The sequence below is a fragment of the Pseudomonas sp. nanlin1 genome, assembly GCF_045571515.1.
In the GTDB taxonomy this organism is placed as follows: Bacteria; Pseudomonadota; Gammaproteobacteria; order Pseudomonadales; family Pseudomonadaceae; genus Aquipseudomonas.
The window spans coordinates 4,899,409-4,922,500 of record NZ_CP124218.1 but is presented as its reverse complement, the minus strand read 5'-3'; the positions used below and the strand labels follow the sequence as shown (position 1 = coordinate 4,922,500).

Genomic DNA, 23,092 nt, shown 5'->3' with positions numbered 1-23,092 from the left:
GCTCAAACCAGGTACCGAAGCTACGGGTATCATCTTAGGATGATGCGGTAGAGGAGCGTTCTGTAAGCCTGTGAAGGTCAGTTGAGAAGCTGGCTGGAGGTATCAGAAGTGCGAATGCTGACATGAGTAACGACAATGGGTGTGAAAAACACCCACGCCGAAAGACCAAGGTTTCCTGCGCAACGTTAATCGACGCAGGGTTAGTCGGTCCCTAAGGCGAGGCTGAAAAGCGTAGTCGATGGAAAACAGGTTAATATTCCTGTACTTCTGGTTACTGCGATGGAGGGACGGAGAAGGCTAGGCCAGCTTGGCGTTGGTTGTCCAAGTTTAAGGTGGTAGGCTGAGATCTTAGGTAAATCCGGGATCTTAAGGCCGAGAGCTGATGACGAGTGTTCTTTTAGAACACGAAGTGGTTGATGCCATGCTTCCAAGAAAAGCTTCTAAGCTTCAGGTAACCAGGAACCGTACCCCAAACCGACACAGGTGGTTGGGTAGAGAATACCAAGGCGCTTGAGAGAACTCGGGTGAAGGAACTAGGCAAAATGGCACCGTAACTTCGGGAGAAGGTGCGCCGGTGAGGGTGAAGGACTTGCTCCGTAAGCTCATGCCGGTCGAAGATACCAGGCCGCTGCGACTGTTTATTAAAAACACAGCACTCTGCAAACACGAAAGTGGACGTATAGGGTGTGACGCCTGCCCGGTGCCGGAAGGTTAATTGATGGGGTTAGCGCAAGCGAAGCTCTTGATCGAAGCCCCGGTAAACGGCGGCCGTAACTATAACGGTCCTAAGGTAGCGAAATTCCTTGTCGGGTAAGTTCCGACCTGCACGAATGGCGTAACGATGGCGGCGCTGTCTCCACCCGAGACTCAGTGAAATTGAAATCGCTGTGAAGATGCAGTGTATCCGCGGCTAGACGGAAAGACCCCGTGAACCTTTACTATAGCTTTGCACTGGACTTTGAATTTGCTTGTGTAGGATAGGTGGGAGGCTTTGAAGCGTGGACGCCAGTCTGCGTGGAGCCAACCTTGAAATACCACCCTGGCAACTTTGAGGTTCTAACTCAGGTCCGTTATCCGGATCGAGGACAGTGTATGGTGGGTAGTTTGACTGGGGCGGTCTCCTCCTAAAGAGTAACGGAGGAGTACGAAGGTGCGCTCAGACCGGTCGGAAATCGGTCGTAGAGTATAAAGGCAAAAGCGCGCTTGACTGCGAGACAGACACGTCGAGCAGGTACGAAAGTAGGTCTTAGTGATCCGGTGGTTCTGTATGGAAGGGCCATCGCTCAACGGATAAAAGGTACTCCGGGGATAACAGGCTGATACCGCCCAAGAGTTCATATCGACGGCGGTGTTTGGCACCTCGATGTCGGCTCATCACATCCTGGGGCTGAAGCCGGTCCCAAGGGTATGGCTGTTCGCCATTTAAAGTGGTACGCGAGCTGGGTTTAGAACGTCGTGAGACAGTTCGGTCCCTATCTGCCGTGGACGTTTGAGATTTGAGAGGGGCTGCTCCTAGTACGAGAGGACCGGAGTGGACGAACCTCTGGTGTTCCGGTTGTCACGCCAGTGGCATTGCCGGGTAGCTATGTTCGGGAAAGATAACCGCTGAAAGCATCTAAGCGGGAAACTTGCCTCAAGATGAGATCTCACTGGAACCTTGAGTTCCCTAAAGGGCCGTCGAAGACTACGACGTTGATAGGTGGGGTGTGTAAGCGCTGTGAGGCGTTGAGCTAACCCATACTAATTGCCCGTGAGGCTTGACCATATAACACCCAAGCAATTTGACTCGAGAGAGCGGATTGCGGTGTTGTGAAGACTGCAGAGTCCGAAAATTTGCACTCACAAACCACCGATATCACACACCTGATTTGCCGAGACGCGTAAGCGCATCGGTACCCGAATTTCTTGACGACCATAGAGCCTTGGAACCACCTGATCCCATCCCGAACTCAGTAGTGAAACGATGCATCGCCGATGGTAGTGTGGGGTTTCCCCATGTGAGAGTAGGTCATCGTCAAGATTAAATTCCGAAACCCCCATCTGCGTAGGCAGGTGGGGGTTTTGTTTTTGTAGCCAGCAAAATCGTTGTTATCCCAAGATAGGCAACTGGCCTGCTCGTGGCTATCATGCGTGCCTCATTGTGAGGCGAAGCTGGCATGTTGACGTTGTTGAACCTTCTCAAAGATGGGCGATTTCACTCCGGGCAGGCACTGGGGGTGGCACTGGGTATTAGTCGCAGTGCCGTCTGGAAGCGTCTCCAGCTTCTGGAGGCGGAGTTGAGCCTACCCATCCATAAAGTACGCGGCCGTGGTTACCAGCTGGCGAGTCCATTGTCGCTACTCGACAACGCTCAGCTAGCGGCGTGCACTCCAGGTCTGGACTGGCCATTTCTGCTGAGTGAAACACTCGACTCTACTAACGCCGAAGCTTTGCGCATTATGCAGGCGGGGCGTCCCGCGCCGTTTATTGTCCTCGCTGAGCGCCAGACTGCAGGCCGGGGAAGGCGGGGTCGCAAGTGGGTCAGCCCTTTCGCAGAGAACCTCTACTACAGCCTTGTCCTACGCGTGGAAGGCGGCATGGGGCAGTTGGAGGGGCTAAGTCTAGTTGTCGGACTGGCCGTACTAAAGGCGTTGCGCGAGCGAGGTGTGGCCAAAGCCGGCCTCAAATGGCCTAACGACATTCTGCTGGGTAAGCAAAAGCTTGCCGGTATTCTTTTGGAATTGGCAGGCGACCCCGCCGATGTTTGCCATGTCGTTATAGGGATTGGTATCAACGTCAACATGCTAGCCACCGGTGAGGTCGACCAGGCCTGGACGTCTATGCGCCTGCAGCTGGGTGAGATGGTCGATAGAAATGCATTAGCTGGAGATTTGACTCGTCATCTGAACCATTACCTAGGGCGCCACCGCGTAGAAGGCTTCTTGGGGCTGCAGGAGGAATGGCAAGATAACCACCTATGGCAGGGCCAGTCAGTGTCCTTAGTGGCTGGTAGTTACCAAGTGGATGGAACAGTGTTGGGGGTAGATAAGCAGGGCGCTTTGCGGTTACAGGTAGGTAACGAGGAAAGACTGTTCAGTGGTGGCGAATTGAGCTTGAGGCTGCGACATGATTCTTGAGCTCGATTGCGGCAATAGCTTTATCAAGTGGAGAGTCATCGACTCGCTGCAATCCAGTGTGCTGGGTGGTGGAGTGGTGGATTCTGATGAAAAGCTTATGGCGTCTTTGGCGCTGCTGGCTGGGTTATCTTTGCGCCATAGTCGTTTGGTTAGCGTGCGTACAGAAGATGAAACGTTGCAGTTGATCGCCCTGATTCAGGATCGTTATGGCGTGGCCACCCAGCGCGCGCAGCCTGCCAGGGTGCTCGCCGGTGTCAGTAACGGTTATGAAGAATTCGATCGGCTAGGGCTGGATCGTTGGCTTGCGTTCGTTGGGGGGTACCGCCTCGCAGGCGGTGCATGCTTGGTGATTGATCTAGGGACTGCCGTTACCTCGGACTTTGTCTCGAGCTCTGGAGAGCATCTAGGCGGGTTTATCTGCCCAGGCCTCACACTGATGCGTAATCAGTTGCGCACCCACACGCGCCGAATTCGTTATGACGATGAAGCCGCCGAGCTGGCAGTGCGGGAAATGCTGCCAGGCCGCTCTACGGTGGAGGCTGTAGAGCGCGGTTGCGCGTTTATGTTGCGTGGTTTTGTGCTGACCCAGGTTGAGCAAGCCCGTTCCCTGCTGGGTGATGCCTTTGTAGTGTTTTTGACCGGGGGTGATGCGAGTTTGGTTCGCGACGTAGTTCCCGAAGCTAGAGTCGCGCCAGACTTGGTATTCGTGGGCCTAGCGTTGGCTTGCCCACTGCAGTGAGGTGATTATGCGTTGGTTTTTTCTGTTGCTGCTGGTGCTCAACGTTTTTTACTACATCTGGCATCAGCAAGAAGCGCCGTTGCGTGCCAAAGAGGTCGCGCCGTTGGCTCAGTATCGAGGGGCGCGGCAAGATATTCAGTTACTGAGCGAATCTCGTCCGGCCAAGGAAGGTGTGCAAGCAGAGCAGTGTTTGTACCTGGGTGGTTATTCTCAGGCGGCGAAACTGACTGAGGTAGGCGCTCGTCTGAACGCTCGCGGTGTGGCGACTCGCGCCGTTGAGTTGCGTGGTGAGGCCGGGGGAGGGCATTGGCTTCAGGTGCAACCTTCGAGCCGTGCTGCAATGGAGGGTGCGGTGCTAGATGGCTTGGTCAAGGAGCTCGTCGACCTGAAGCAGAAAATTATGCCCTGCACAGGCATTGCAACTGTCGATTAGTTTGCATAGAATGGCGCCCGCTTCACAGGGATGCCGCTTCAAGCGCTACCTGGGAAGCAACTGTCAAAAACAGCTAACCTCAAGATTTTAATGAGAAAAAGCTTGACAGAGTGGTGGCAAGAGTTGAAAATGCCGCCCAGTTAAGGAGGGGTTCCCGAGCGGCCAAAGGGATCAGACTGTAAATCTGACGTCTACGACTTCGAAGGTTCGAATCCTTCTCCCTCCACCATTTTTGCGATAGCAGTAAGCTCTGCGGGTATAGTTTAGTGGTAGAACCTCAGCCTTCCAAGCTGATGATGCGGGTTCGATTCCCGCTACCCGCTCCAAGTTTACTGTTGTCTGGGTGTTTCGCTCTTGTAGCTCAGTTGGTAGAGCACACCCTTGGTAAGGGTGAGGTCAGCGGTTCGAATCCGCTCAAGAGCTCCATTTTTCAAAGGCGGATATGTGAATATCCGCCTTTGTTTTAATGGTCTGCATAGCTTGCTAATTCTTTTATTGGAGCTGTTCCGATGGCTAAAGAGAAATTTGATCGTTCATTGCCGCACGTCAACGTTGGCACCATTGGTCACGTTGACCACGGTAAAACCACGCTGACTGCAGCACTGACTCGCGTTTGCTCCGAAGTATTCGGTTCTGCCGTCGTTGCTTTCGACAAGATCGACAGCGCTCCGGAAGAAAAAGCTCGTGGTATCACCATCAACACCGCGCACGTTGAATACAACTCGCTGATCCGTCACTACGCTCACGTTGACTGCCCAGGTCACGCTGACTATGTGAAGAACATGATCACCGGTGCTGCGCAGATGGACGGCGCTATTCTGGTTTGCTCGGCCGCTGATGGTCCGATGCCACAAACCCGTGAGCACATCCTGTTGTCCCGCCAGGTAGGCGTTCCGTACATCGTTGTCTTCCTGAACAAGGCTGACATGGTTGACGACGCTGAGCTGCTGGAACTGGTTGAGATGGAAGTGCGCGACCTGCTGAGCACTTACGACTTCCCAGGCGACGATACCCCGATCATCATCGGTTCGGCGCTGATGGCTCTGAACGGCCAAGATGACAACGAAATGGGCACCACTGCCGTTCGTAAACTGGTTGAGACCCTGGACAGCTACATTCCAGACCCAGTCCGTGTGATCGACAAGCCGTTCCTGATGCCAATCGAAGACGTATTCTCGATCTCCGGTCGCGGTACTGTAGTTACCGGTCGTATCGAGCGCGGTATCGTCAAGGTTCAAGATCCGCTGGAAATCGTAGGTCTGCGTGACACCACCGTCACCACCTGCACCGGCGTTGAAATGTTCCGTAAACTGCTCGACGAAGGTCGTGCTGGCGAGAACTGCGGCGTGCTGCTGCGCGGCACCAAGCGTGACGACGTTGAGCGTGGCCAGGTACTGGTCAAGCCAGGTTCGGTTAAGCCGCACACCAAGTTCGAAGCTGAAGTGTACGTGCTGAGCAAAGAAGAAGGCGGTCGTCACACGCCGTTCTTTAAAGGCTACCGTCCACAGTTCTACTTCCGGACCACTGACGTGACCGGTAACTGCGAACTGCCGGAAGGCGTTGAAATGGTTATGCCAGGCGACAACATCAAAATGGTTGTTACCCTGATCAAAACCATCGCGATGGAAGACGGTCTGCGTTTCGCTATCCGTGAAGGCGGTCGTACCGTCGGCGCTGGCGTCGTAGCCAAAATCATCGAATAATCGGTTGCAATAGCTTTTCCAGGCCGACATAATGGTCGGCCTGATTTGTTTTAGGTCAGTAGCTCAATTGGCAGAGCGACGGTCTCCAAAACCGTAGGTTGGGGGTTCGATTCCCTCCTGACCTGCCAGATTCACACCGTGTGTCTGGCTTTCTTTTCACAGGATTTTCCTAGATGACTCCCAAGGCTGAAGCCCAAGAATCTCGCTTTGATCTGCTCAAGTGGCTTGTTGTAGTCGCTCTGGTGGTGGTAGGCGTGGTAGGTAATCAGTACTACTCCGCGTCGCCTATCTTATATCGGGTTCTCGCGTTGCTCGCCCTGGCTGGTGTGGCTGCATTCGTTGCATTGCAGACCGCCAAAGGTAAGTCATTCTTTGTCCTGGCAAAGGAAGCTCGTGCGGAAATTCGTAAAGTCGTATGGCCAACTCGCCAAGAGACCACGCAAACCACGCTTATTGTTGTAGCGGTTGTGCTGGTCATGGCGTTGCTGTTGTGGGGGCTCGATTCCCTGCTCGGCTGGCTTGTTTCCTTGATTGTTGGCTAAGGGTGTCCCGTGGCTAAGCGTTGGTACGTAGTGCATGCTTACTCGGGTTATGAGAAGCATGTCATGCGCTCGTTGATCGAGCGCGTGAAACTGGCTGGCATGGAAGACGGATTTGGCGAGATTCTGGTCCCCACTGAAGAAGTGGTGGAGATGCGTAATGGCCAGAAGCGCAAAAGTGAGCGTAAGTTCTTTCCGGGTTACGTGCTAGTACAGATGGATATGAACGAGGGTACTTGGCACTTGGTCAAGGACACTCCTCGTGTCATGGGCTTTATCGGTGGTACTGCGGATAAGCCTGCGCCAATCACTGACAAGGAAGCTGATGCTATCCTTCGTCGTGTTGCTGACGGCAGCGACAAGCCTAAGCCCAAAACTCTGTTCGAGCCGGGTGAAGTCGTCCGCGTCACTGACGGTCCGTTTGCCGATTTCAACGGCACGGTTGAAGAAGTCAATTACGAAAAGAGCCGGATCCAGGTCGCGGTGCTCATTTTCGGTCGCTCCACTCCGGTGGAGCTCGAGTTCAGTCAGGTCGAAAAAGTCTGATTGGAAACGGATCCCATACCCCGCAGGCGTAAGCTGCGGGGTTTTGTCGTCTTTGGGATAAAACGCAAGCAACTGGGGAGCCGCAAGGCGCTCGTACCCAATAGTGGAGTAGCTCATGGCTAAGAAAATCACGGCTTACATCAAGCTGCAAGTAAAGGCCGGCCAGGCCAACCCAAGTCCACCCGTCGGTCCAGCCTTGGGCCAGCACGGCGTGAACATCATGGAATTCTGCAAAGCTTTCAACGCCCGCACTTCGGGTCAGGAAGCAGGCTTGCCGACTCCAGTGATCATCACTGTCTACAGCGACCGTAGCTTTACTTTTGAAACCAAAAGTACGCCTGCCTCGGTTCTGTTGAAGAAAGCAGCTGGCTTGACCAGCGGTTCTGCTCGTCCGAACACCGTCAAAGTTGGCACCGTTACCCGTGCTCAGCTGGAAGAGATCGCTACTGCAAAGAATGCTGATCTGACTGCCGCTGACATGGAAGCTGCCGTGCGTACTATCGCCGGTTCTGCTCGTAGCATGGGCCTTAACGTGGAGGGTGTGTAATGGCTAAGCAGACTAAGCGCCAAAAAGCTATTGCTTCCAAAATCGAAGCAGGCAAGTTCTACAATTTTGAAGACGCCGCTGCACTGTTGGCCGAACTGTCCACAGTGAAATTCAGCGAGTCTTTCGACGTCGCCGTTAACCTGGGCGTGGATCCACGTAAATCTGACCAGGTCGTTCGTAGCGCTACTGTGCTGCCTCATGGCACTGGCAAGACGGTCCGTGTTGCTGTGTTCACCCAGGGCCCGGCTGCTGAAGCTGCGTTGGCCGCTGGTGCTGATCGCGTTGGTATGGACGACTTGGCTGCCGAAATGAAAGGCGGCGACCTGAACTACGACGTCGTCATCGCTTCCCCGGATGCTATGCGCGTTGTTGGTCAGTTGGGTCAGATCCTCGGTCCACGTGGCCTGATGCCTAACCCTAAAGTTGGTACCGTAACCCCAGACGTAGCCACTGCCGTAAAAAACGCCAAGGCTGGTCAGGTTCGTTATCGCACCGACAAAAACGGCATCATCCACACTTCCGTCGGCAAGGTTGGCTTTGATGCCACCAAGCTGAAAGAGAACGTGGAAGCGCTGCTGGTTGACCTGAAGCGCATCAAACCCGCTTCGTCGAAAGGTATCTACGTCAAGCGCGTTACCCTGAGCACCACCATGGGTCCAGGTCTGGTCATCGACCAAGGCTCGCTCGACGCGTAAGACAAAATCAGCGGTGCGAGCGATTGCGCCGCTGTTGAAAAAATTGGGGTCCCTGCCTGGCGGGGGCTATCCAAGACCGTAGGCGGCGCAAGTCTTAAAACTCAAGCCTACGCAGATGGTGCTCCCGGTTCCTTACCGAATCAGACACCAACATGACATCTGGCTTTGGCCAGATGAAACGGTAACAAGCAGGAGTTTTACCCGTGGCAATTAAACTCGAAGACAAGAAGGCCATCGTCGCTGAAGTCAACGAGGCTGCCAAAGCCGCTCTGTCCGCTGTCGTGGCTGATGCCCGTGGTGTGACAGTAGGCGCTATGACCGGACTCCGTAAAGAGGCTCGTGAAGCTGGCGTTTACGTACGTGTTGTACGTAACACCCTGCTCAAGCGCGCTGTTGCTGACACTGAATACAGTGTCCTCAACGACGTGTTCACCGGCCCGACTCTGATCGCATTCTCGCACGAACACCCGGGCGCTGCTGCTCGTCTGTTCAAAGAGTTTGCCAAGAGTCAGGACAAGTTCGAGATCAAGGCAGCTGCGTTCGAGGGCAAGTACCTCGCAGCTAACCAAATCGACGTGCTGGCAACCTTGCCGACCCGTGACGAAGCCATTTCGCAGCTGATGAGCGTGATTCAAGGCGCTACCAGCAAGCTGGCTCGTACTCTGGCGGCACTTCGCGATGCCAAGGAAGCTGCTGCAGCCTAAGGCCGCACGCTCCCTCACCTCGCGCTTTTTTGTTTATTTCGATGGCCCAACAGGCTATCCCCCAATACAGGAATTAGAGTCATGGCTCTGTCTAACGACCAAATCATCGAAGCAATCGGCGAGAAATCCGTTCTGGAAATCGTTGAGCTGATCAAGGCTATGGAAGAGAAGTTCGGCGTCAGCGCTGCTGCTGCTTCCGCTGGCCCAGCTGCCGCTGCTGCCGTGGTTGAAGAACAAACCGAATTCACCGTTAAACTGGTTGAGTCGGGCGAGAAGAAAGTTAACGTCATCAAGGCTGTACGTGAAGCCACCGGCCTGGGCCTGAAAGAAGCCAAAGCCGTTGTTGACGATCTGGGAGTTGTGAAAGAAGGCGTGTCGAAAGACGAAGCCGACAAGCTCAAGAAAGCCCTGGAAGAAGCAGGCGCTAAAGTCGAAGTTAAGTAAGTTTCGACCTTGCGTCTCCAGCCCAAGCGTCAAGCGAAAGGCTGATGGCTGGTGGCTTATGCCACCGGCCTTTTTCCGTTACTGGCAGTCGATCAGGTTGACGCCCGTAACGTGCTTCACCCGCCAATAGTGGCGGCGCAACCCACGGGGGTTGCACGATTTTCTGGCTGCTCCCGTCGGGAGGGGCCACAAGCAGGTGACCAAGCTGGGGAACGCTGATGGCTTACTCATACACTGAGAAAAAACGTATCCGCAAGGACTTTAGCAAGTTGCCGGACGTCATGGACGTACCGTACCTCTTGGCTATCCAGCTGGATTCGTATCGCGAATTCTTGCAGGCGGGCGCGACCAAGGACAAGTTCCGTGATGTCGGTCTGCATGCGGCCTTCAAATCCGTTTTCCCGATCATCAGCTACTCCGGCAATGCGGCTTTGGAGTACGTTGGTTATCGCCTGGGCGAACCGGCTTTTGATGTCAAAGAGTGCGTGTTGCGAGGCGTGACGTACGCCGTACCTTTGCGGGTAAAAGTGCGCCTGATCATCTTCGACAAAGAGTCGTCGAACAAAGCGATCAAAGACATCAAAGAGCAAGAAGTCTACATGGGTGAAATCCCCCTGATGACTGAGAACGGTACCTTTGTCATCAACGGTACCGAGCGTGTAATCGTTTCCCAGCTGCACCGCTCGCCAGGCGTGTTCTTCGACCACGACCGTGGCAAGACCCACAGCTCGGGCAAGCTGCTGTACTCCGCTCGCATCATTCCTTACCGCGGTTCGTGGCTGGACTTCGAGTTCGATCCGAAAGACTGTGTATTCGTCCGGATCGACCGTCGTCGTAAGCTGCCAGCCTCGGTACTGTTGCGCGCCTTGGGCTATAGCACCGAGGAAGTCCTCGATGCCTTCTACACCACCAACATCTTCCATGTGCAGGGCGAAATGCTCAGCCTGGAGTTGGTGCCGCAGCGCCTGCGCGGTGAAATCGCAGTACTGGATATCGTCGACGGCACCGGCAAGGTTATTGTTGAGCAGGGCCGCCGTATTACTGCCCGCCACATCAACCAGATCGAGAAGGCCGGCACCAAGCTTTTGGAAGTGCCGCTGGACTACGTCATTGGTCGCACCACCGCCAAGGCCATCGTGCACCCGGCCACTGGCGAGATCCTGTGCGAGTGCAATACCGAACTGACTACCGAGCTGCTGGGCAAAATTGCCAAAGCGCAGGTTGTCCGCATCGAAACGTTGTACACCAACGACATCGACTGCGGTCCGTTCGTGTCCGACACCTTGAAAATCGACTCTACCAGCAACCAGCTGGAAGCTTTGGTCGAGATCTACCGGATGATGCGTCCTGGTGAGCCACCTACCAAGGACGCCGCCGAAACCTTGTTCAACAACCTGTTCTTCAGCCCTGAGCGTTATGACCTGTCTGCGGTCGGCCGGATGAAGTTCAACCGTCGTATCGGTCGTACCGAAATCGAAGGTTCAGGTGTACTGAGCAAAGAAGACATCGTTGCCGTGTTGAAGACTTTGGTCGACATCCGTAACGGTAAAGGCATTGTCGACGATATCGATCACCTGGGTAACCGTCGTGTTCGCTGCGTTGGCGAAATGGCCGAGAACCAATTCCGTGTTGGCCTGGTACGCGTTGAGCGTGCGGTCAAAGAGCGGCTGTCGATGGCGGAAAGCGAAGGCCTGATGCCTCAGGATCTGATCAACGCTAAGCCAGTTGCAGCCGCGGTTAAAGAGTTCTTCGGCTCCAGCCAGCTCTCCCAGTTCATGGACCAGAACAACCCGCTGTCGGAAATTACCCACAAGCGTCGTGTCTCCGCACTCGGCCCGGGCGGTTTGACCCGTGAGCGCGCTGGCTTCGAAGTTCGTGACGTTCACCCGACGCATTACGGTCGTGTCTGCCCGATCGAGACCCCTGAAGGTCCGAACATTGGTCTGATCAACTCCTTGGCTGCCTACGCACGTACCAACCAGTATGGCTTCTTGGAAAGCCCGTACCGTGTGGTGAAAGATGCCCTGGTGACCGATGAGATCGTGTTCCTGTCTGCCATTGAAGAGGCCGATCACGTGATCGCCCAGGCCTCGGCCGCGATGAACGACAAGAACCAACTGGTCGACGAGCTGGTTGCTGTTCGTCACTTGAACGAGTTCACCGTCAAGGCGCCAGAAGATGTCACCTTGATGGACGTGTCGCCGAAGCAGGTTGTTTCTGTCGCCGCGTCGCTGATCCCGTTCCTTGAGCACGACGACGCCAACCGTGCGTTGATGGGTTCTAACATGCAGCGTCAAGCTGTACCCACCCTGCGTGCTGACAAGCCGCTGGTAGGTACCGGTATGGAGCGCAACGTTGCCCGTGACTCCGGCGTTTGCGTCGTGGCTCGCCGCGGTGGTGTGATCGACTCCGTCGATGCCAGCCGTATCGTTGTTCGCGTAGCCGATGACGAAGTTGAAACCGGTGAGGCGGGTGTAGATATCTACAACCTGACCAAATACACCCGTTCCAACCAGAACACCTGCATTAACCAGCGCCCGCTGGTGAGTAAAGGTGATCGGGTCGAGCGCAGCGACATCATGGCTGATGGTCCGTCCACCGACATGGGTGAACTGGCGCTGGGTCAGAACATGCGCATCGCGTTCATGGCGTGGAACGGCTTCAACTTCGAAGACTCCATCTGCCTGTCCGAGCGTGTGGTTCAGGAAGACCGCTTCACCACGATCCACATTCAGGAACTGACCTGTGTGGCTCGTGACACCAAGCTGGGGCCAGAGGAAATCACCGCGGATATCCCTAACGTAGGTGAAGCCGCGCTGAACAAGCTGGACGAAGCCGGTATCGTGTACGTAGGTGCCGAAGTCGGCGCCGGTGACATTCTGGTTGGTAAAGTCACGCCTAAAGGCGAGACCCAACTGACACCAGAAGAAAAACTGCTGCGCGCAATCTTCGGTGAAAAAGCCAGCGACGTTAAAGACACCTCCCTGCGCGTGCCAACTGGCACCAAAGGTACGGTCATCGACGTTCAGGTCTTCACCCGTGATGGCGTTGAGCGTGACGCTCGTGCGCTGTCGATCGAGAAGAGCCAGCTGGACGAGATCCGCAAGGACCTTAACGAAGAGTTCCGTATCGTCGAAGGCGCGACCTTCGAGCGTTTGAGCTCGGCCCTGATGGGGCAGATCGTTGAAGGCGGCGCGGGCCTGAAGAAAGGCACCGAAATTACTGCTGAAGTTTTGGGCAGCCTCGAGCATGGCCAGTGGTTCAAACTGCGCATGGCCGAAGACGCGCTCAACGAGCAACTCGAGAAGGCTCAGGCCTACATCGTTGATCGCCGTCGCCTGCTGGACGACAAGTTCGAAGACAAGAAGCGCAAACTGCAGCAGGGCGATGACCTGGCTCCAGGCGTGCTGAAGATCGTCAAGGTTTACCTGGCTATCCGTCGTCGCATTCAACCGGGCGACAAGATGGCTGGTCGTCACGGTAACAAAGGTGTGGTCTCTGTGATCATGCCGGTCGAAGACATGCCGCACGACGCCAACGGTACGCCGGTGGACGTGGTCCTCAACCCACTGGGCGTACCTTCGCGTATGAACGTTGGGCAGATCCTCGAAACTCACCTGGGCCTCGCGGCCAAAGGCTTGGGCGAGAAGATCAACCGCATGCTGGAAGAACAGCGTAAGGTGGCCGAGCTACGTAGCTTCCTCACCGAGATCTATAACGAGATCGGCGGTCGTCAGGAAAAACTGGAAGACTTCACCGACCAGGAAATCCTCGACCTGGCCAAGAACCTCAAGGGCGGCGTTCCAATGGCCACCCCGGTGTTCGACGGCGCCAAGGAAAGCGAAATCAAGGCCATGCTGAAGTTGGCAGATATGCCAGAAAGCGGCCAGATGCAGCTGTTCGATGGTCGTACCGGTAACAAGTTCGAGCGTCCGGTCACCGTGGGCTACATGTACATGCTGAAACTGAACCACTTGGTGGACGACAAGATGCACGCCCGTTCCACCGGTTCTTACAGCCTGGTTACTCAGCAGCCGCTGGGTGGTAAGGCGCAGTTCGGTGGTCAGCGTTTCGGGGAGATGGAAGTCTGGGCGCTGGAAGCGTACGGCGCGGCCTACACCCTGCAAGAAATGCTCACCGTGAAGTCGGACGATGTAAACGGTCGTACCAAGATGTACAAGAACATCGTGGACGGCGATCACCGTATGGAGCCGGGCATGCCCGAGTCCTTCAACGTGTTGATCAAAGAGATTCGCTCTCTCGGCATCGATATCGATCTGGAAACCGAATAACACGTGACGCGAATCGGGAGCGGGGCTGATACAGCTCGCTCCTTGCTCCGCCAGGAGGAAAGGCCTTGAAAGACCTACTGAATTTGCTGAAAAACCAGGGTCAAGTCGAAGAGTTCGACGCCATCCGCATCGGTTTGGCCTCGCCGGAGATGATCCGTTCGTGGTCGTTCGGTGAAGTTAAAAAGCCGGAAACCATTAACTACCGTACGTTCAAACCCGAACGTGACGGCCTGTTCTGCGCCAAGATCTTTGGCCCGGTTAAAGACTACGAGTGCCTGTGCGGTAAGTACAAGCGCTTGAAGCATCGTGGCGTGATCTGCGAGAAGTGTGGCGTTGAAGTCGCCTTGGCCAAAGTTCGTCGTGAGCGTATGGCCCACATCGAGCTGGCTTCGCCGGTTGCCCACATCTGGTTCCTGAAGTCGCTGCCGTCCCGTATCGGCTTGCTGATGGACATGACCCTGCGTGATATCGAACGCGTTCTCTACTTCGAGAGCTACGTCGTTATCGACCCAGGCATGACTACCCTTGAAAAGGGCCAGCTGCTCAACGACGAACAGTATTTTGAAGCGTTGGAAGAGTTCGGTGACGATTTCGATGCCCGTATGGGTGCCGAAGCAGTCCGTGAGCTGCTGCACGCTATTGACCTGGAGCACGAAATTGGTCGCCTGCGCGAAGAGATTCCGCAGACCAACTCGGAAACCAAGATCAAGAAGCTGTCCAAGCGTCTGAAGTTGATGGAAGCCTTCCAAGGCTCCGGCAACCTGCCTGAGTGGATGGTGTTGACCGTTCTGCCGGTTCTGCCGCCAGATCTGCGTCCACTGGTTCCCCTGGACGGTGGCCGTTTCGCGACTTCCGATCTCAACGATCTGTATCGTCGTGTAATCAACCGTAACAACCGTCTGAAGCGTCTGCTGGACCTGTCGGCCCCTGACATCATCGTGCGCAACGAAAAGCGCATGCTGCAGGAAGCGGTCGATGCGTTGCTCGACAACGGTCGCCGCGGTCGCGCTATTACCGGTTCGAACAAGCGTCCTCTGAAATCCTTGGCTGACATGATCAAGGGTAAGCAAGGTCGTTTCCGTCAGAACTTGCTCGGTAAGCGTGTTGACTACTCGGGTCGTTCGGTTATCACCGTAGGTCCGACCCTGCGCCTGCATCAGTGCGGTCTGCCTAAGAAAATGGCACTCGAACTGTTCAAGCCGTTCATCTTCGGCAAGCTGGAAATGCGCGGTCTTGCGACCACCATCAAAGCGGCCAAGAAGATGGTCGAGCGGGAATTGCCGGAAGTTTGGGACGTTCTCGCCGAAGTCATTCGCGAACACCCCGTACTGCTCAACCGCGCACCGACACTTCACCGTCTGGGTATCCAGGCGTTTGAACCGGTGTTGATCGAAGGTAAAGCTATTCAGCTGCACCCATTGGTCTGCGCCGCGTACAACGCTGACTTCGACGGCGACCAGATGGCGGTCCATGTACCGCTGACCCTGGAAGCCCAGCTCGAAGCCCGTGCGCTGATGATGTCGACCAACAACATCCTGTCGCCAGCCAACGGTGAGCCAATCATCGTGCCGTCGCAGGACGTTGTATTGGGTCTGTACTACATGACCCGTGAGGCGATCAACGCCAAAGGTGAAGGTCGTATCTTCGCCGACCTGCAGGAAGTCGACCGCGTGTTCCGCGCCGGCGAAGCAGCCCTGCACGCTAAGATCAAGGTTCGTATCAACGAAACCGTCAATGATCGTGATGGCGGCAGCGTCAAGAATACCCGTATCGTCGACACCACCGTTGGCCGTGCGTTGTTGTTCCAGGTCGTTCCACCAGGCCTGTCCTACGACGTCGTCAACCAGCCGATGAAGAAAAAGGCGATCTCCAAACTGATCAACCAGTGCTACCGCGTGGTGGGTTTGAAAGAGACCGTTATTTTCGCTGACCAGTTGATGTACACCGGTTTCGCTTACTCGACCATTTCTGGCGTTTCCATCGGTGTTAACGACTTCGTTATCCCTGACGAAAAAGCCCGCATCATCGGTGCCGCTACCGACGAAGTGAAAGAGATCGAGAGCCAGTACGCGTCTGGCTTGGTGACTCAGGGCGAGAAGTACAACAAGGTGATCGACCTTTGGTCGAAAGCTAACGACGAAGTGTCCAAGGCAATGATGTCTAACCTCTCGAAAGAGAAGGTTATCGACCGCCATGGCGTTGAAGTCGATCAGGAGTCTTTCAACTCCATGTACATGATGGCTGACTCTGGTGCTCGGGGTTCGGCTGCTCAGATTCGTCAGCTGGCCGGTATGCGTGGTTTGATGGCCAAGCCGGATGGCTCGATCATTGAAACGCCGATTACGGCGAACTTCCGTGAAGGTCTGAGCGTACTGCAGTACTTCATCTCGACTCACGGTGCTCGTAAGGGTCTTGCGGATACCGCCTTGAAGACGGCTAACTCCGGTTACCTGACTCGCCGTCTGGTGGACGTTGCACAAGACTTGGTCGTGACCGAAGTCGATTGCGGCACCGAGCAAGGCTTGCTCATGACGCCGCATATTGAAGGCGGTGACGTGGTTGAGCCATTGGGTGAACGTGTACTGGGCCGTGTTATTGCCCGTGACGTGTTCAAGCCTGGCTCCGACGAAGTCATCGTTCCGGCCGGTACGCTGGTGGACGAGAAGTGGGTCGAGTTCATCGAACTCAACAGCATCGACGAAGTGATTGTTCGCTCGCCGATCAGCTGTGAAACCCGCTACGGCATTTGTGCCAAGTGCTACGGCCGTGATTTGGCTCGTGGTCACCAGGTGAACATCGGTGAAGCGGTCGGCGTTATCGCTGCCCAGTCCATTGGTGAGCCGGGTACCCAGCTGACCATGCGTACGTTCCACATCGGTGGTGCGGCAAGCCGGACCTCCGCAGCCGACAGCGTCCAGGTGAAGAACGGCGGTATGGTTCGCCTGCACAACCTGAAGCACGTTGAGCGTCTCGACGGTAACCTGGTTGCCGTGTCCCGTTCGGGTGAGTTGGCGATTGCCGACGAGTTCGGTCGTGAGCGCGAACGCTACAAACTGCCTTACGGTGCAGTGATTTCGGTGAAGGAAGGCGACAAGGTCGATGCTGGCTCTATCGTAGCCAAGTGGGACCCGCACACTCACCCAATCGTTACCGAGATGAAAGGTACCGTGACCTACGTGGGCATGGAAGAAGGCATCACGATCAAGCGTCAAACAGACGAACTGACCGGCCTGACCAACATCGAAGTACTGGATGCCAAAGATCGTCCGGCTGCGGGTAAAGAAATTCGCCCAGCGGTGAAGATGGTGGGTGTCGATGGCAAGGATCTGCTGTTGCCAGGTACCGACGTACCGGCCCAGTACTTCCTGCCGGCAAACGCCTTGGTGGGTGTAGCGGATGGCGTGCAGGTGGGTGTAGGTGATGTTATCGCCCGTATCCCGCAAGAAACGTCGAAAACTCGTGACATCACCGGTGGTTTGCCACGAGTGGCTGACTTGTTCGAAGCGCGTCGTCCGAAAGAAGCCTCTATTCTGGCTGAAGTCAGCGGTACCATTGCCTTCGGTAAAGAAACCAAAGGCAAGCGCCGCCTGGTCATTACGCCGAACGATGGTAGCGATCCGTACGAAGAGTTGATTCCGAAGTGGCGTCACCTGAACGTCTTCGAAGGCGAACAAGTGAACCGCGGCGAAGTTATCTCCGACGGTCCGAGCGACCCGCACGACATCCTGCGTTTGCTGGGTGTGAGCGCACTGGCGAAGTACATCGTCAACGAGATCCAGGACGTTTACCGTCTGCAAGGCGTGAAGATCAACGACAAGCACATCGAGACTATTTTGCGTCAGATGCTGCGTAAGGTTGAGATCTCCGAGTCTGGCGATTCCAGCTTCATCAAGGGTGACCAGATGGAGTTGACCCATGTACTGGGTGAAAACGAGCGTCTGAGTGCTGACGAGAAGTTCGTCTCCAAGTTCACTCGTGTGCTGTTGGGTATCACCAAGGCGTCGTTGTCGACTGAATCGTTCATCTCGGCGGCTTCCTTCCAGGAAACCACCCGAGTTCTGACCGAAGCAGCCGTCACCGGCAAGCGTGACTACCTGCGCGGCCTGAAAGAGAACGTGGTCGTGGGTCGTTTGATCCCGGCCGGTACTGGTCTGGCGTACCACAGCGAGCGTAAGCGTCGCCGTGAACTCGACAAACCTACTCGCGTCAGCGCCAGTGAAGTAGAAGCGGCTCTGACCGAAGCGCTGAACTCAAGCGGTAATTGAGACCAGCGGTAGTGCTGACTTGGCCCTGGTAGCCTCTAATAAGGTTATCGCGAGATATTTTTCGCGGTGACCTTTGCCGAGGAAGCCGGGGCTTCGTCTTGACTGGGGGCAAGATCCTCTTTAGACTCTTGTACCCCTAAATTTGGCGGGATTCGTTCCTGCCATTTTTGCTTTCTTGCAAGACAATAGCGTCGCAAGACAACAGTGGAGCTAGTAGATGGCAACTATCAACCAGCTGGTACGTCAGCCGCGTAAGCGTATCGTCGAGAAATCCGACGTACCTGCGCTGCAGAACTGCCCGCAACGTCGTGGCGTGTGCACCCGTGTGTACACCACCACGCCGAAAAAACCTAACTCGGCACTGCGTAAAGTATGCCGTGTGCGCCTGACCAACGGTTTCGAGGTTTCCTCGTACATCGGCGGTGAAGGCCACAACCTGCAAGAGCACAGCGTGGTACTGATCCGCGGCGGTCGTGTAAAAGACTTGCCAGGTGTTCGTTACCACACCGTTCGCGGCTCCCTGGATACCTCCGGCGTTAAAGGTCGTAACCAAGGTCGTTCGAAGTACGGTACCAAGAAGCCTAAATAGTTTTGGCTTTTTGTAAAAAACTGAATTATCTATTTTTCTGAGTCGATAAGAGTAAGGTCGGCGGGGCCCTAGGGCACCCATGCCGAGCGAACCTGAAGACCGTTTGAGGGCTTATCCATGCCAAGAAGACGCGTAGCAGCCAAGCGCGAAGTGCTTGACGATCCAAAATACGGAAGCCAAATTCTGGCCAAGTTCATGAACCACGTGATGGAAAGCGGTAAAAAAGCCGTTGCCGAGCGTATCGTTTATGGCGCGCTGGAAAAGGTTAAAGAACGTAAGAACAGCGATCCCCTGGAAATCTTCGAGAAAGCTCTCGACGCCATCGCTCCGCTGGTCGAAGTGAAGTCGCGCCGTGTAGGCGGTGCTACTTACCAGGTTCCTGTCGAAGTTCGTCCGTCCCGTCGTAACGCCCTGGCAATGCGCTGGTTGGTAGACTTCGCGCGTAAGCGCGGTGAAAAGTCTATGGCCCTGCGTTTGGCCGGCGAGCTGTTGGACGCTGCCGAAGGCAAAGGTGCTGCCGTTAAGAAGCGTGAAGACGTTCACCGTATGGCTGAAGCCAACAAAGCGTTCTCGCACTACCGCTTCTAAATCCAGCGTCACTAATTTTGCGAGGGCTTTATGGCTCGTACTACACCGATTAATCGCTACCGTAACATCGGTATCGTGGCTCACGTGGACGCGGGTAAAACCACCACCACTGAACGCGTCCTTTTTTACACCGGCAAAAGCCACAAGATGGGCGAGGTGCATGACGGCGCCGCGACCACAGACTGGATGGTTCAGGAGCAGGAGCGTGGTATTACCATTACTTCTGCTGCCATTACCGCCTTCTGGCAGGGTTCCGAGAAGCAGCACAAAGACCAATACCGTTTCAACGTCATTGACACCCCGGGCCACGTAGACTTCACCATTGAAGTTGAGCGTTCGTTGCGTGTACTCGACGGCGCGGTCGTTGTGTTCTGCGGCACCTCGGGTGTTGAGCCTCAGTCCGAAACCGTATGGCGTCAAGCCAACAAGTACGGTGTTCCGCGTCTTGTTTACGTCAACAAGATGGACCGTGCTGGTGCCAACTTCCTGCGTGTGATCGGCCAGATCAAACAGCGTCTGGGTCACACTCCAGTGCCTATTCAACTGGCTATCGGTTCCGAAGACAATTTCCAGGGTCAGATCGATCTGATGACCATGGAAGCTGTGTACTGGAACGACGGTGACAAAGGCATGGTCCCTCGTCGTGAGCCTATCCCTGCTGAATTGCAGGAACTGGCTGATGAGTGGCGCAGCAACATGGTCGAAGCGGCGGCAGAAGCCAACGAAGACCTCATGAACAAATACCTCGAAGGTGAAGAACTCACCAACGCGGAAATCAAGGCCGCTCTGCGTCAGCGTACTATCGCTGGCGAGATCGTCTTGGCTGTTTGTGGTTCTTCGTTCAAGAACAAGGGCGTTCCCCTGGTTCTCGACGCCGTGATCGATTACCTGCCGGCTCCAACCGACATTCCTGCCATCAAGGGTTCCGATCCTGATGATGAAGAAGTCCAGATGGAGCGTCATGCTGACGACAGCGAGCCGTTCTCGGCCCTGGCGTTCAAGATCGCAACCGACCCATTCGTGGGTACTTTGACCTTCGTGCGCGTTTACTCGGGCGTGTTGGCCTCTGGCGACGGCGTGATCAACTCGGTTAAAGGCAAGAAAGAGCGCGTCGGTCGTATGGTGCAAATGCACGCTAACGCCCGTGAAGAGATCAAGGAAGTACGCGCTGGTGACATCGCGGCCCTGATCGGCATGAAGGACGTCACCACTGGTGAAACCTTGTGCAGCGCTGACAAGCCAATCATCCTGGTTCGCATGGACTTCCCGGAGCCGGTTATTTCGGTTGCCGTTGAGCCAAAGACCAAGGATGACCAGGAAAAAATGGGTATCGCACTGGGCAAGCTCGCTCAGGAAGACCCGTCTTTCCGTGTCAAAACCGATGAGGAGACGGGTCAAACGATCATCTCCGGCATGGGCGAGCTTCACTTGGACATCCTGGTTGACCGGATGCGTCGTGAGTTCAACGTCGAAGCCAACATTGGTAAGCCTCAGGTTTCGTATCGTGAGCGCATCACGAAGAACTGTGAAATCGAAGGTAAGTTCGTTCGTCAGTCCGGTGGTCGTGGTCAGTTTGGTCACTGCTGGATCCGTTTTGCCCCTGCTGATGAAGGTCAGGAAGGTCTGCAATTCGTGAACGAAGTAGTAGGTGGTGTGGTTCCTAAGGAATACATCCCGGCTATCCAGAAGGGTATCGAAGAGCAGATGAAGAACGGCGTTGTTGCCGGCTATCCGCTGATCGGCCTGAAGGCTACCGTGTTCGATGGTTCCTACCACGACGTCGACTCCAACGAGATGGCGTTTAAGGTGGCTGCTTCCATGGCGACCAAGCAACTGGCCCAGAAGGGCGGTGGTGAGTTGCTTGAGCCGATCATGGCGGTGGAAGTTGTTACGCCTGAAGACTATATGGGTGACGTGATGGGCGACCTTAACCGTCGTCGCGGCATGATCCTGGGTATGGAAGACACGGTGTCCGGCAAAGTTATTCGTGCCGAGGTTCCGCTGGGTGAGATGTTCGGTTATGCGACCGACGTTCGCTCCATGTCCCAAGGGCGTGCCAGCTACTCTATGGAATTCAAAAAATACAACACAGCTCCGGCGCACATCGCTGAAACTGTATCTAAAAAACAAGGCTGATTGAGCCCCTTTAGGCTAGGAGTTAATTGTCGTGGCTAAAGAAAAATTTGATCGTTCCCTACCGCACGTCAACGTTGGCACCATTGGTCACGTTGACCACGGTAAAACCACGCTGACTGCAGCACTGACTCGCGTTTGCTCCGAAGTATTCGGTTCTGCCGTTGTTGCTTTCGACAAGATCGACAGCGCTCCGGAAGAAAAAGCTCGTGGTATCACCATCAACACCGCGCACGTTGAATACAACTCGCTGATCCGTCACTACGCTCACGTTGACTGCCCAGGTCACGCTGACTATGTGAAGAACATGATCACCGGTGCTGCGCAGATGGACGGCGCTATTCTGGTTTGCTCGGCCGCTGATGGTCCGATGCCACAAACCCGTGAGCACATCCTGTTGTCCCGCCAGGTAGGCGTTCCGTACATCGTTGTCTTCCTGAACAAGGCTGACATGGTTGACGACGCTGAGCTGCTGGAACTGGTTGAGATGGAAGTGCGCGACCTGCTGAGCACTTACGACTTCCCAGGCGACGATACCCCGATCATCATCGGTTCGGCGCTGATGGCTCTGAACGGCCAAGATGACAACGAAATGGGCACCACTGCCGTTCGTAAACTGGTTGAGACCCTGGACAGCTACATTCCAGACCCAGTCCGTGTGATCGACAAGCCGTTCCTGATGCCAATCGAAGACGTATTCTCGATCTCCGGTCGCGGTACTGTAGTTACCGGTCGTATCGAGCGCGGTATCGTCAAGGTTCAAGATCCGCTGGAAATCGTAGGTCTGCGTGACACCACCGTCACCACCTGCACCGGCGTTGAAATGTTCCGTAAACTGCTCGACGAAGGTCGTGCTGGCGAGAACTGCGGCGTGCTGCTGCGCGGCACCAAGCGTGACGACGTTGAGCGTGGCCAGGTACTGGTCAAGCCAGGTTCGGTTAAGCCGCACACCAAGTTCGAAGCTGAAGTGTACGTGCTGAGCAAAGAAGAAGGCGGTCGTCACACGCCGTTCTTTAAAGGCTACCGTCCACAGTTCTACTTCCGGACCACTGACGTGACCGGTAACTGCGAACTGCCGGAAGGCGTTGAAATGGTTATGCCAGGCGACAACATCAAAATGGTTGTTACCCTGATCAAAACCATCGCGATGGAAGACGGTCTGCGTTTCGCTATCCGTGAAGGCGGTCGTACCGTCGGCGCTGGCGTCGTAGCCAAAATCATCGAATAAGTCTCTTTTTGAGATAGCGTCGATGCTTTGAAGAGCCCCTGCTAAGCAGGGGCTTTTTTATTGGGTTGACACTCAGTGGGAGCGTCTATAGAATTGCGCCTCCTTTTAACGGGCGTATTGCGCTCGGTGGGAATAGCAGCCGGAGTCTGAAATCCAATGCAAAATCAGCAAATCCGTATCAGGTTGAAGGCTTTTGACCATCGCCTGATCGACCAATCCACCCAGGAAATCGTGGAAACCGCGAAACGTACTGGTGCTCAGGTGCGTGGTCCAATTCCACTGCCTACCCGTAAAGAGCGGTTCACCGTTCTGGTCTCCCCGCACGTCAACAAAGACGCGCGTGACCAGTACGAGATCCGTACTCATAAGCGTGTACTGGACATCGTCCAGCCAACGGATAAAACCGTTGATGCGCTGATGAAGCTCGATCTTGCGGCAGGCGTAGAAGTGCAGATCAGCCTCGGCTAAGACTTGGGTCTTAGTCGTGTAACGCTCTGAAATGGGCGGCCATAGCGGGTGAAAGCCCCGTAC

17 protein-coding genes, 4 tRNA genes and 2 rRNA genes (1 of these 23 cut by a window edge) are annotated in these 23,092 nt (G+C 55.3%); all 23 read left to right on the top strand.

Annotated elements, in window-relative coordinates; translation table 11 throughout:
- Positions 1 to 1,765 (top strand): 23S ribosomal RNA (locus tag QCL65_RS22850); it begins 1,128 nt to the left of the window's first position.
- 139 nt (positions 1,766 to 1,904) lie between these two features.
- Positions 1,905 to 2,020: ribosomal RNA gene (gene rrf / locus QCL65_RS22845) — 5S ribosomal RNA — on the top strand.
- Between the two features lie 136 nt (positions 2,021 to 2,156).
- Positions 2,157 to 3,116: a bifunctional biotin--[acetyl-CoA-carboxylase] ligase/biotin operon repressor BirA gene (gene birA, locus QCL65_RS22840; protein ID WP_407312869.1), complete on the top strand. Its 960-nt coding sequence runs from the start codon at positions 2,157 to 2,159 to the stop codon at positions 3,114 to 3,116.
- Positions 3,106 to 3,855 (top strand): pantothenate kinase, encoded by a 750-nt coding sequence (locus QCL65_RS22835; protein WP_407312867.1) that lies wholly within the window; start codon positions 3,106 to 3,108, stop codon positions 3,853 to 3,855. Before birA ends, QCL65_RS22835 begins: the two co-directional genes overlap by 11 nt.
- Before the next feature lie 7 nt (positions 3,856 to 3,862).
- On the top strand, positions 3,863 to 4,288 hold the full coding sequence (locus QCL65_RS22830) for a hypothetical protein (protein ID WP_407312865.1): 426 nt from the start codon (positions 3,863 to 3,865) through the stop codon (positions 4,286 to 4,288).
- A gap of 144 nt (positions 4,289 to 4,432) precedes the next feature.
- Positions 4,433 to 4,517: transfer RNA gene (locus tag QCL65_RS22825), tRNA-Tyr, on the top strand.
- A 23-nt stretch (positions 4,518 to 4,540) separates the two neighbouring features.
- A tRNA-Gly gene (locus QCL65_RS22820) sits at positions 4,541 to 4,614 on the top strand.
- A 24-nt stretch (positions 4,615 to 4,638) separates the two neighbouring features.
- Positions 4,639 to 4,714, top strand: a tRNA-Thr gene (locus tag QCL65_RS22815).
- Positions 4,715 to 4,797: 83 nt separating this feature from the next.
- On the top strand, positions 4,798 to 5,991 hold the full coding sequence (tuf, locus tag QCL65_RS22810; protein ID WP_052909674.1) for an elongation factor Tu: 1,194 nt from the start codon (positions 4,798 to 4,800) through the stop codon (positions 5,989 to 5,991).
- Between the two features lie 52 nt (positions 5,992 to 6,043).
- Positions 6,044 to 6,119: transfer RNA gene (locus tag QCL65_RS22805), tRNA-Trp, on the top strand.
- A 45-nt stretch (positions 6,120 to 6,164) separates the two neighbouring features.
- The gene (secE, locus tag QCL65_RS22800) at positions 6,165 to 6,533 is read left to right on the top strand and encodes a preprotein translocase subunit SecE (protein WP_407312863.1); all 369 of its coding nucleotides are present in this window, start codon (positions 6,165 to 6,167) and stop codon (positions 6,531 to 6,533) included.
- A 9-nt stretch (positions 6,534 to 6,542) separates the two neighbouring features.
- Positions 6,543 to 7,076: a transcription termination/antitermination protein NusG gene (nusG, locus tag QCL65_RS22795; RefSeq protein ID WP_020290714.1), complete on the top strand. Its 534-nt coding sequence runs from the start codon at positions 6,543 to 6,545 to the stop codon at positions 7,074 to 7,076.
- 115 nt (positions 7,077 to 7,191) lie between these two features.
- Entirely contained in the window at positions 7,192 to 7,623 is a 432-nt protein-coding gene (rplK, locus tag QCL65_RS22790) for a 50S ribosomal protein L11 (RefSeq protein WP_407312860.1), read from the top strand.
- Positions 7,623 to 8,318 carry a 50S ribosomal protein L1 gene (rplA, locus tag QCL65_RS22785; protein WP_407312858.1) on the top strand — a complete coding sequence of 232 codons (696 nt, stop codon included), beginning with the start codon at positions 7,623 to 7,625 and terminating at the stop codon, positions 8,316 to 8,318. Before rplK ends, rplA begins: the two co-directional genes overlap by 1 nt.
- A gap of 203 nt (positions 8,319 to 8,521) precedes the next feature.
- On the top strand, positions 8,522 to 9,022 hold the full coding sequence (gene rplJ, locus QCL65_RS22780; RefSeq protein ID WP_407312856.1) for a 50S ribosomal protein L10: 501 nt from the start codon (positions 8,522 to 8,524) through the stop codon (positions 9,020 to 9,022).
- An 81-nt stretch (positions 9,023 to 9,103) separates the two neighbouring features.
- Positions 9,104 to 9,466 carry a 50S ribosomal protein L7/L12 gene (gene rplL, locus QCL65_RS22775; RefSeq protein ID WP_407312854.1) on the top strand — a complete coding sequence of 121 codons (363 nt, stop codon included), beginning with the start codon at positions 9,104 to 9,106 and terminating at the stop codon, positions 9,464 to 9,466.
- Between the two features lie 218 nt (positions 9,467 to 9,684).
- Positions 9,685 to 13,758, top strand: a complete 4,074-nt coding sequence (gene rpoB / locus QCL65_RS22770; RefSeq protein ID WP_407312852.1) for a DNA-directed RNA polymerase subunit beta — start codon at positions 9,685 to 9,687, stop codon at positions 13,756 to 13,758.
- 65 nt (positions 13,759 to 13,823) lie between these two features.
- Complete coding sequence (gene rpoC, locus QCL65_RS22765; RefSeq protein ID WP_407312850.1) at positions 13,824 to 18,023, top strand: DNA-directed RNA polymerase subunit beta'; 4,200 nt, start codon at positions 13,824 to 13,826, stop codon at positions 18,021 to 18,023.
- Between the two features lie 217 nt (positions 18,024 to 18,240).
- Positions 18,241 to 18,612 carry a 30S ribosomal protein S12 gene (rpsL, locus tag QCL65_RS22760; RefSeq protein WP_002555494.1) on the top strand — a complete coding sequence of 124 codons (372 nt, stop codon included), beginning with the start codon at positions 18,241 to 18,243 and terminating at the stop codon, positions 18,610 to 18,612.
- 117 nt (positions 18,613 to 18,729) lie between these two features.
- Positions 18,730 to 19,200 (top strand): 30S ribosomal protein S7, encoded by a 471-nt coding sequence (gene rpsG, locus QCL65_RS22755; RefSeq protein WP_002555493.1) that lies wholly within the window; start codon positions 18,730 to 18,732, stop codon positions 19,198 to 19,200.
- Positions 19,201 to 19,230: 30 nt separating this feature from the next.
- Positions 19,231 to 21,336 (top strand): elongation factor G, encoded by a 2,106-nt coding sequence (gene fusA, locus QCL65_RS22750; RefSeq protein ID WP_407312845.1) that lies wholly within the window; start codon positions 19,231 to 19,233, stop codon positions 21,334 to 21,336.
- Between the two features lie 31 nt (positions 21,337 to 21,367).
- Positions 21,368 to 22,561, top strand: a complete 1,194-nt coding sequence (gene tuf, locus QCL65_RS22745) for an elongation factor Tu (protein WP_052909674.1) — start codon at positions 21,368 to 21,370, stop codon at positions 22,559 to 22,561.
- Between the two features lie 156 nt (positions 22,562 to 22,717).
- Positions 22,718 to 23,029 (top strand): 30S ribosomal protein S10, encoded by a 312-nt coding sequence (gene rpsJ, locus QCL65_RS22740; protein ID WP_003186070.1) that lies wholly within the window; start codon positions 22,718 to 22,720, stop codon positions 23,027 to 23,029.
- Positions 23,030 to 23,092: the final 63 nt, after the last annotated feature.

Coding starts and splice junctions, on each gene's coding strand:
- birA (WP_407312869.1), top strand. CDS start 2,157: ATGTTGACGTTGTTGAACCTTCTCAAAGATGGGCGATTTCACTCCGGG.
- QCL65_RS22835 (WP_407312867.1), top strand. CDS start 3,106: ATGATTCTTGAGCTCGATTGCGGCAATAGCTTTATCAAGTGGAGAGTC.
- QCL65_RS22830 (WP_407312865.1), top strand. CDS start 3,863: ATGCGTTGGTTTTTTCTGTTGCTGCTGGTGCTCAACGTTTTTTACTAC.
- tuf (WP_052909674.1), top strand. CDS start 4,798: ATGGCTAAAGAGAAATTTGATCGTTCATTGCCGCACGTCAACGTTGGC.
- secE (WP_407312863.1), top strand. CDS start 6,165: ATGACTCCCAAGGCTGAAGCCCAAGAATCTCGCTTTGATCTGCTCAAG.
- rplK (WP_407312860.1), top strand. CDS start 7,192: ATGGCTAAGAAAATCACGGCTTACATCAAGCTGCAAGTAAAGGCCGGC.
- rplA (WP_407312858.1), top strand. CDS start 7,623: ATGGCTAAGCAGACTAAGCGCCAAAAAGCTATTGCTTCCAAAATCGAA.
- rplL (WP_407312854.1), top strand. CDS start 9,104: ATGGCTCTGTCTAACGACCAAATCATCGAAGCAATCGGCGAGAAATCC.
- rpoB (WP_407312852.1), top strand. CDS start 9,685: ATGGCTTACTCATACACTGAGAAAAAACGTATCCGCAAGGACTTTAGC.
- rpsL (WP_002555494.1), top strand. CDS start 18,241: ATGGCAACTATCAACCAGCTGGTACGTCAGCCGCGTAAGCGTATCGTC.
- rpsG (WP_002555493.1), top strand. CDS start 18,730: ATGCCAAGAAGACGCGTAGCAGCCAAGCGCGAAGTGCTTGACGATCCA.
- fusA (WP_407312845.1), top strand. CDS start 19,231: ATGGCTCGTACTACACCGATTAATCGCTACCGTAACATCGGTATCGTG.
- rpsJ (WP_003186070.1), top strand. CDS start 22,718: ATGCAAAATCAGCAAATCCGTATCAGGTTGAAGGCTTTTGACCATCGC.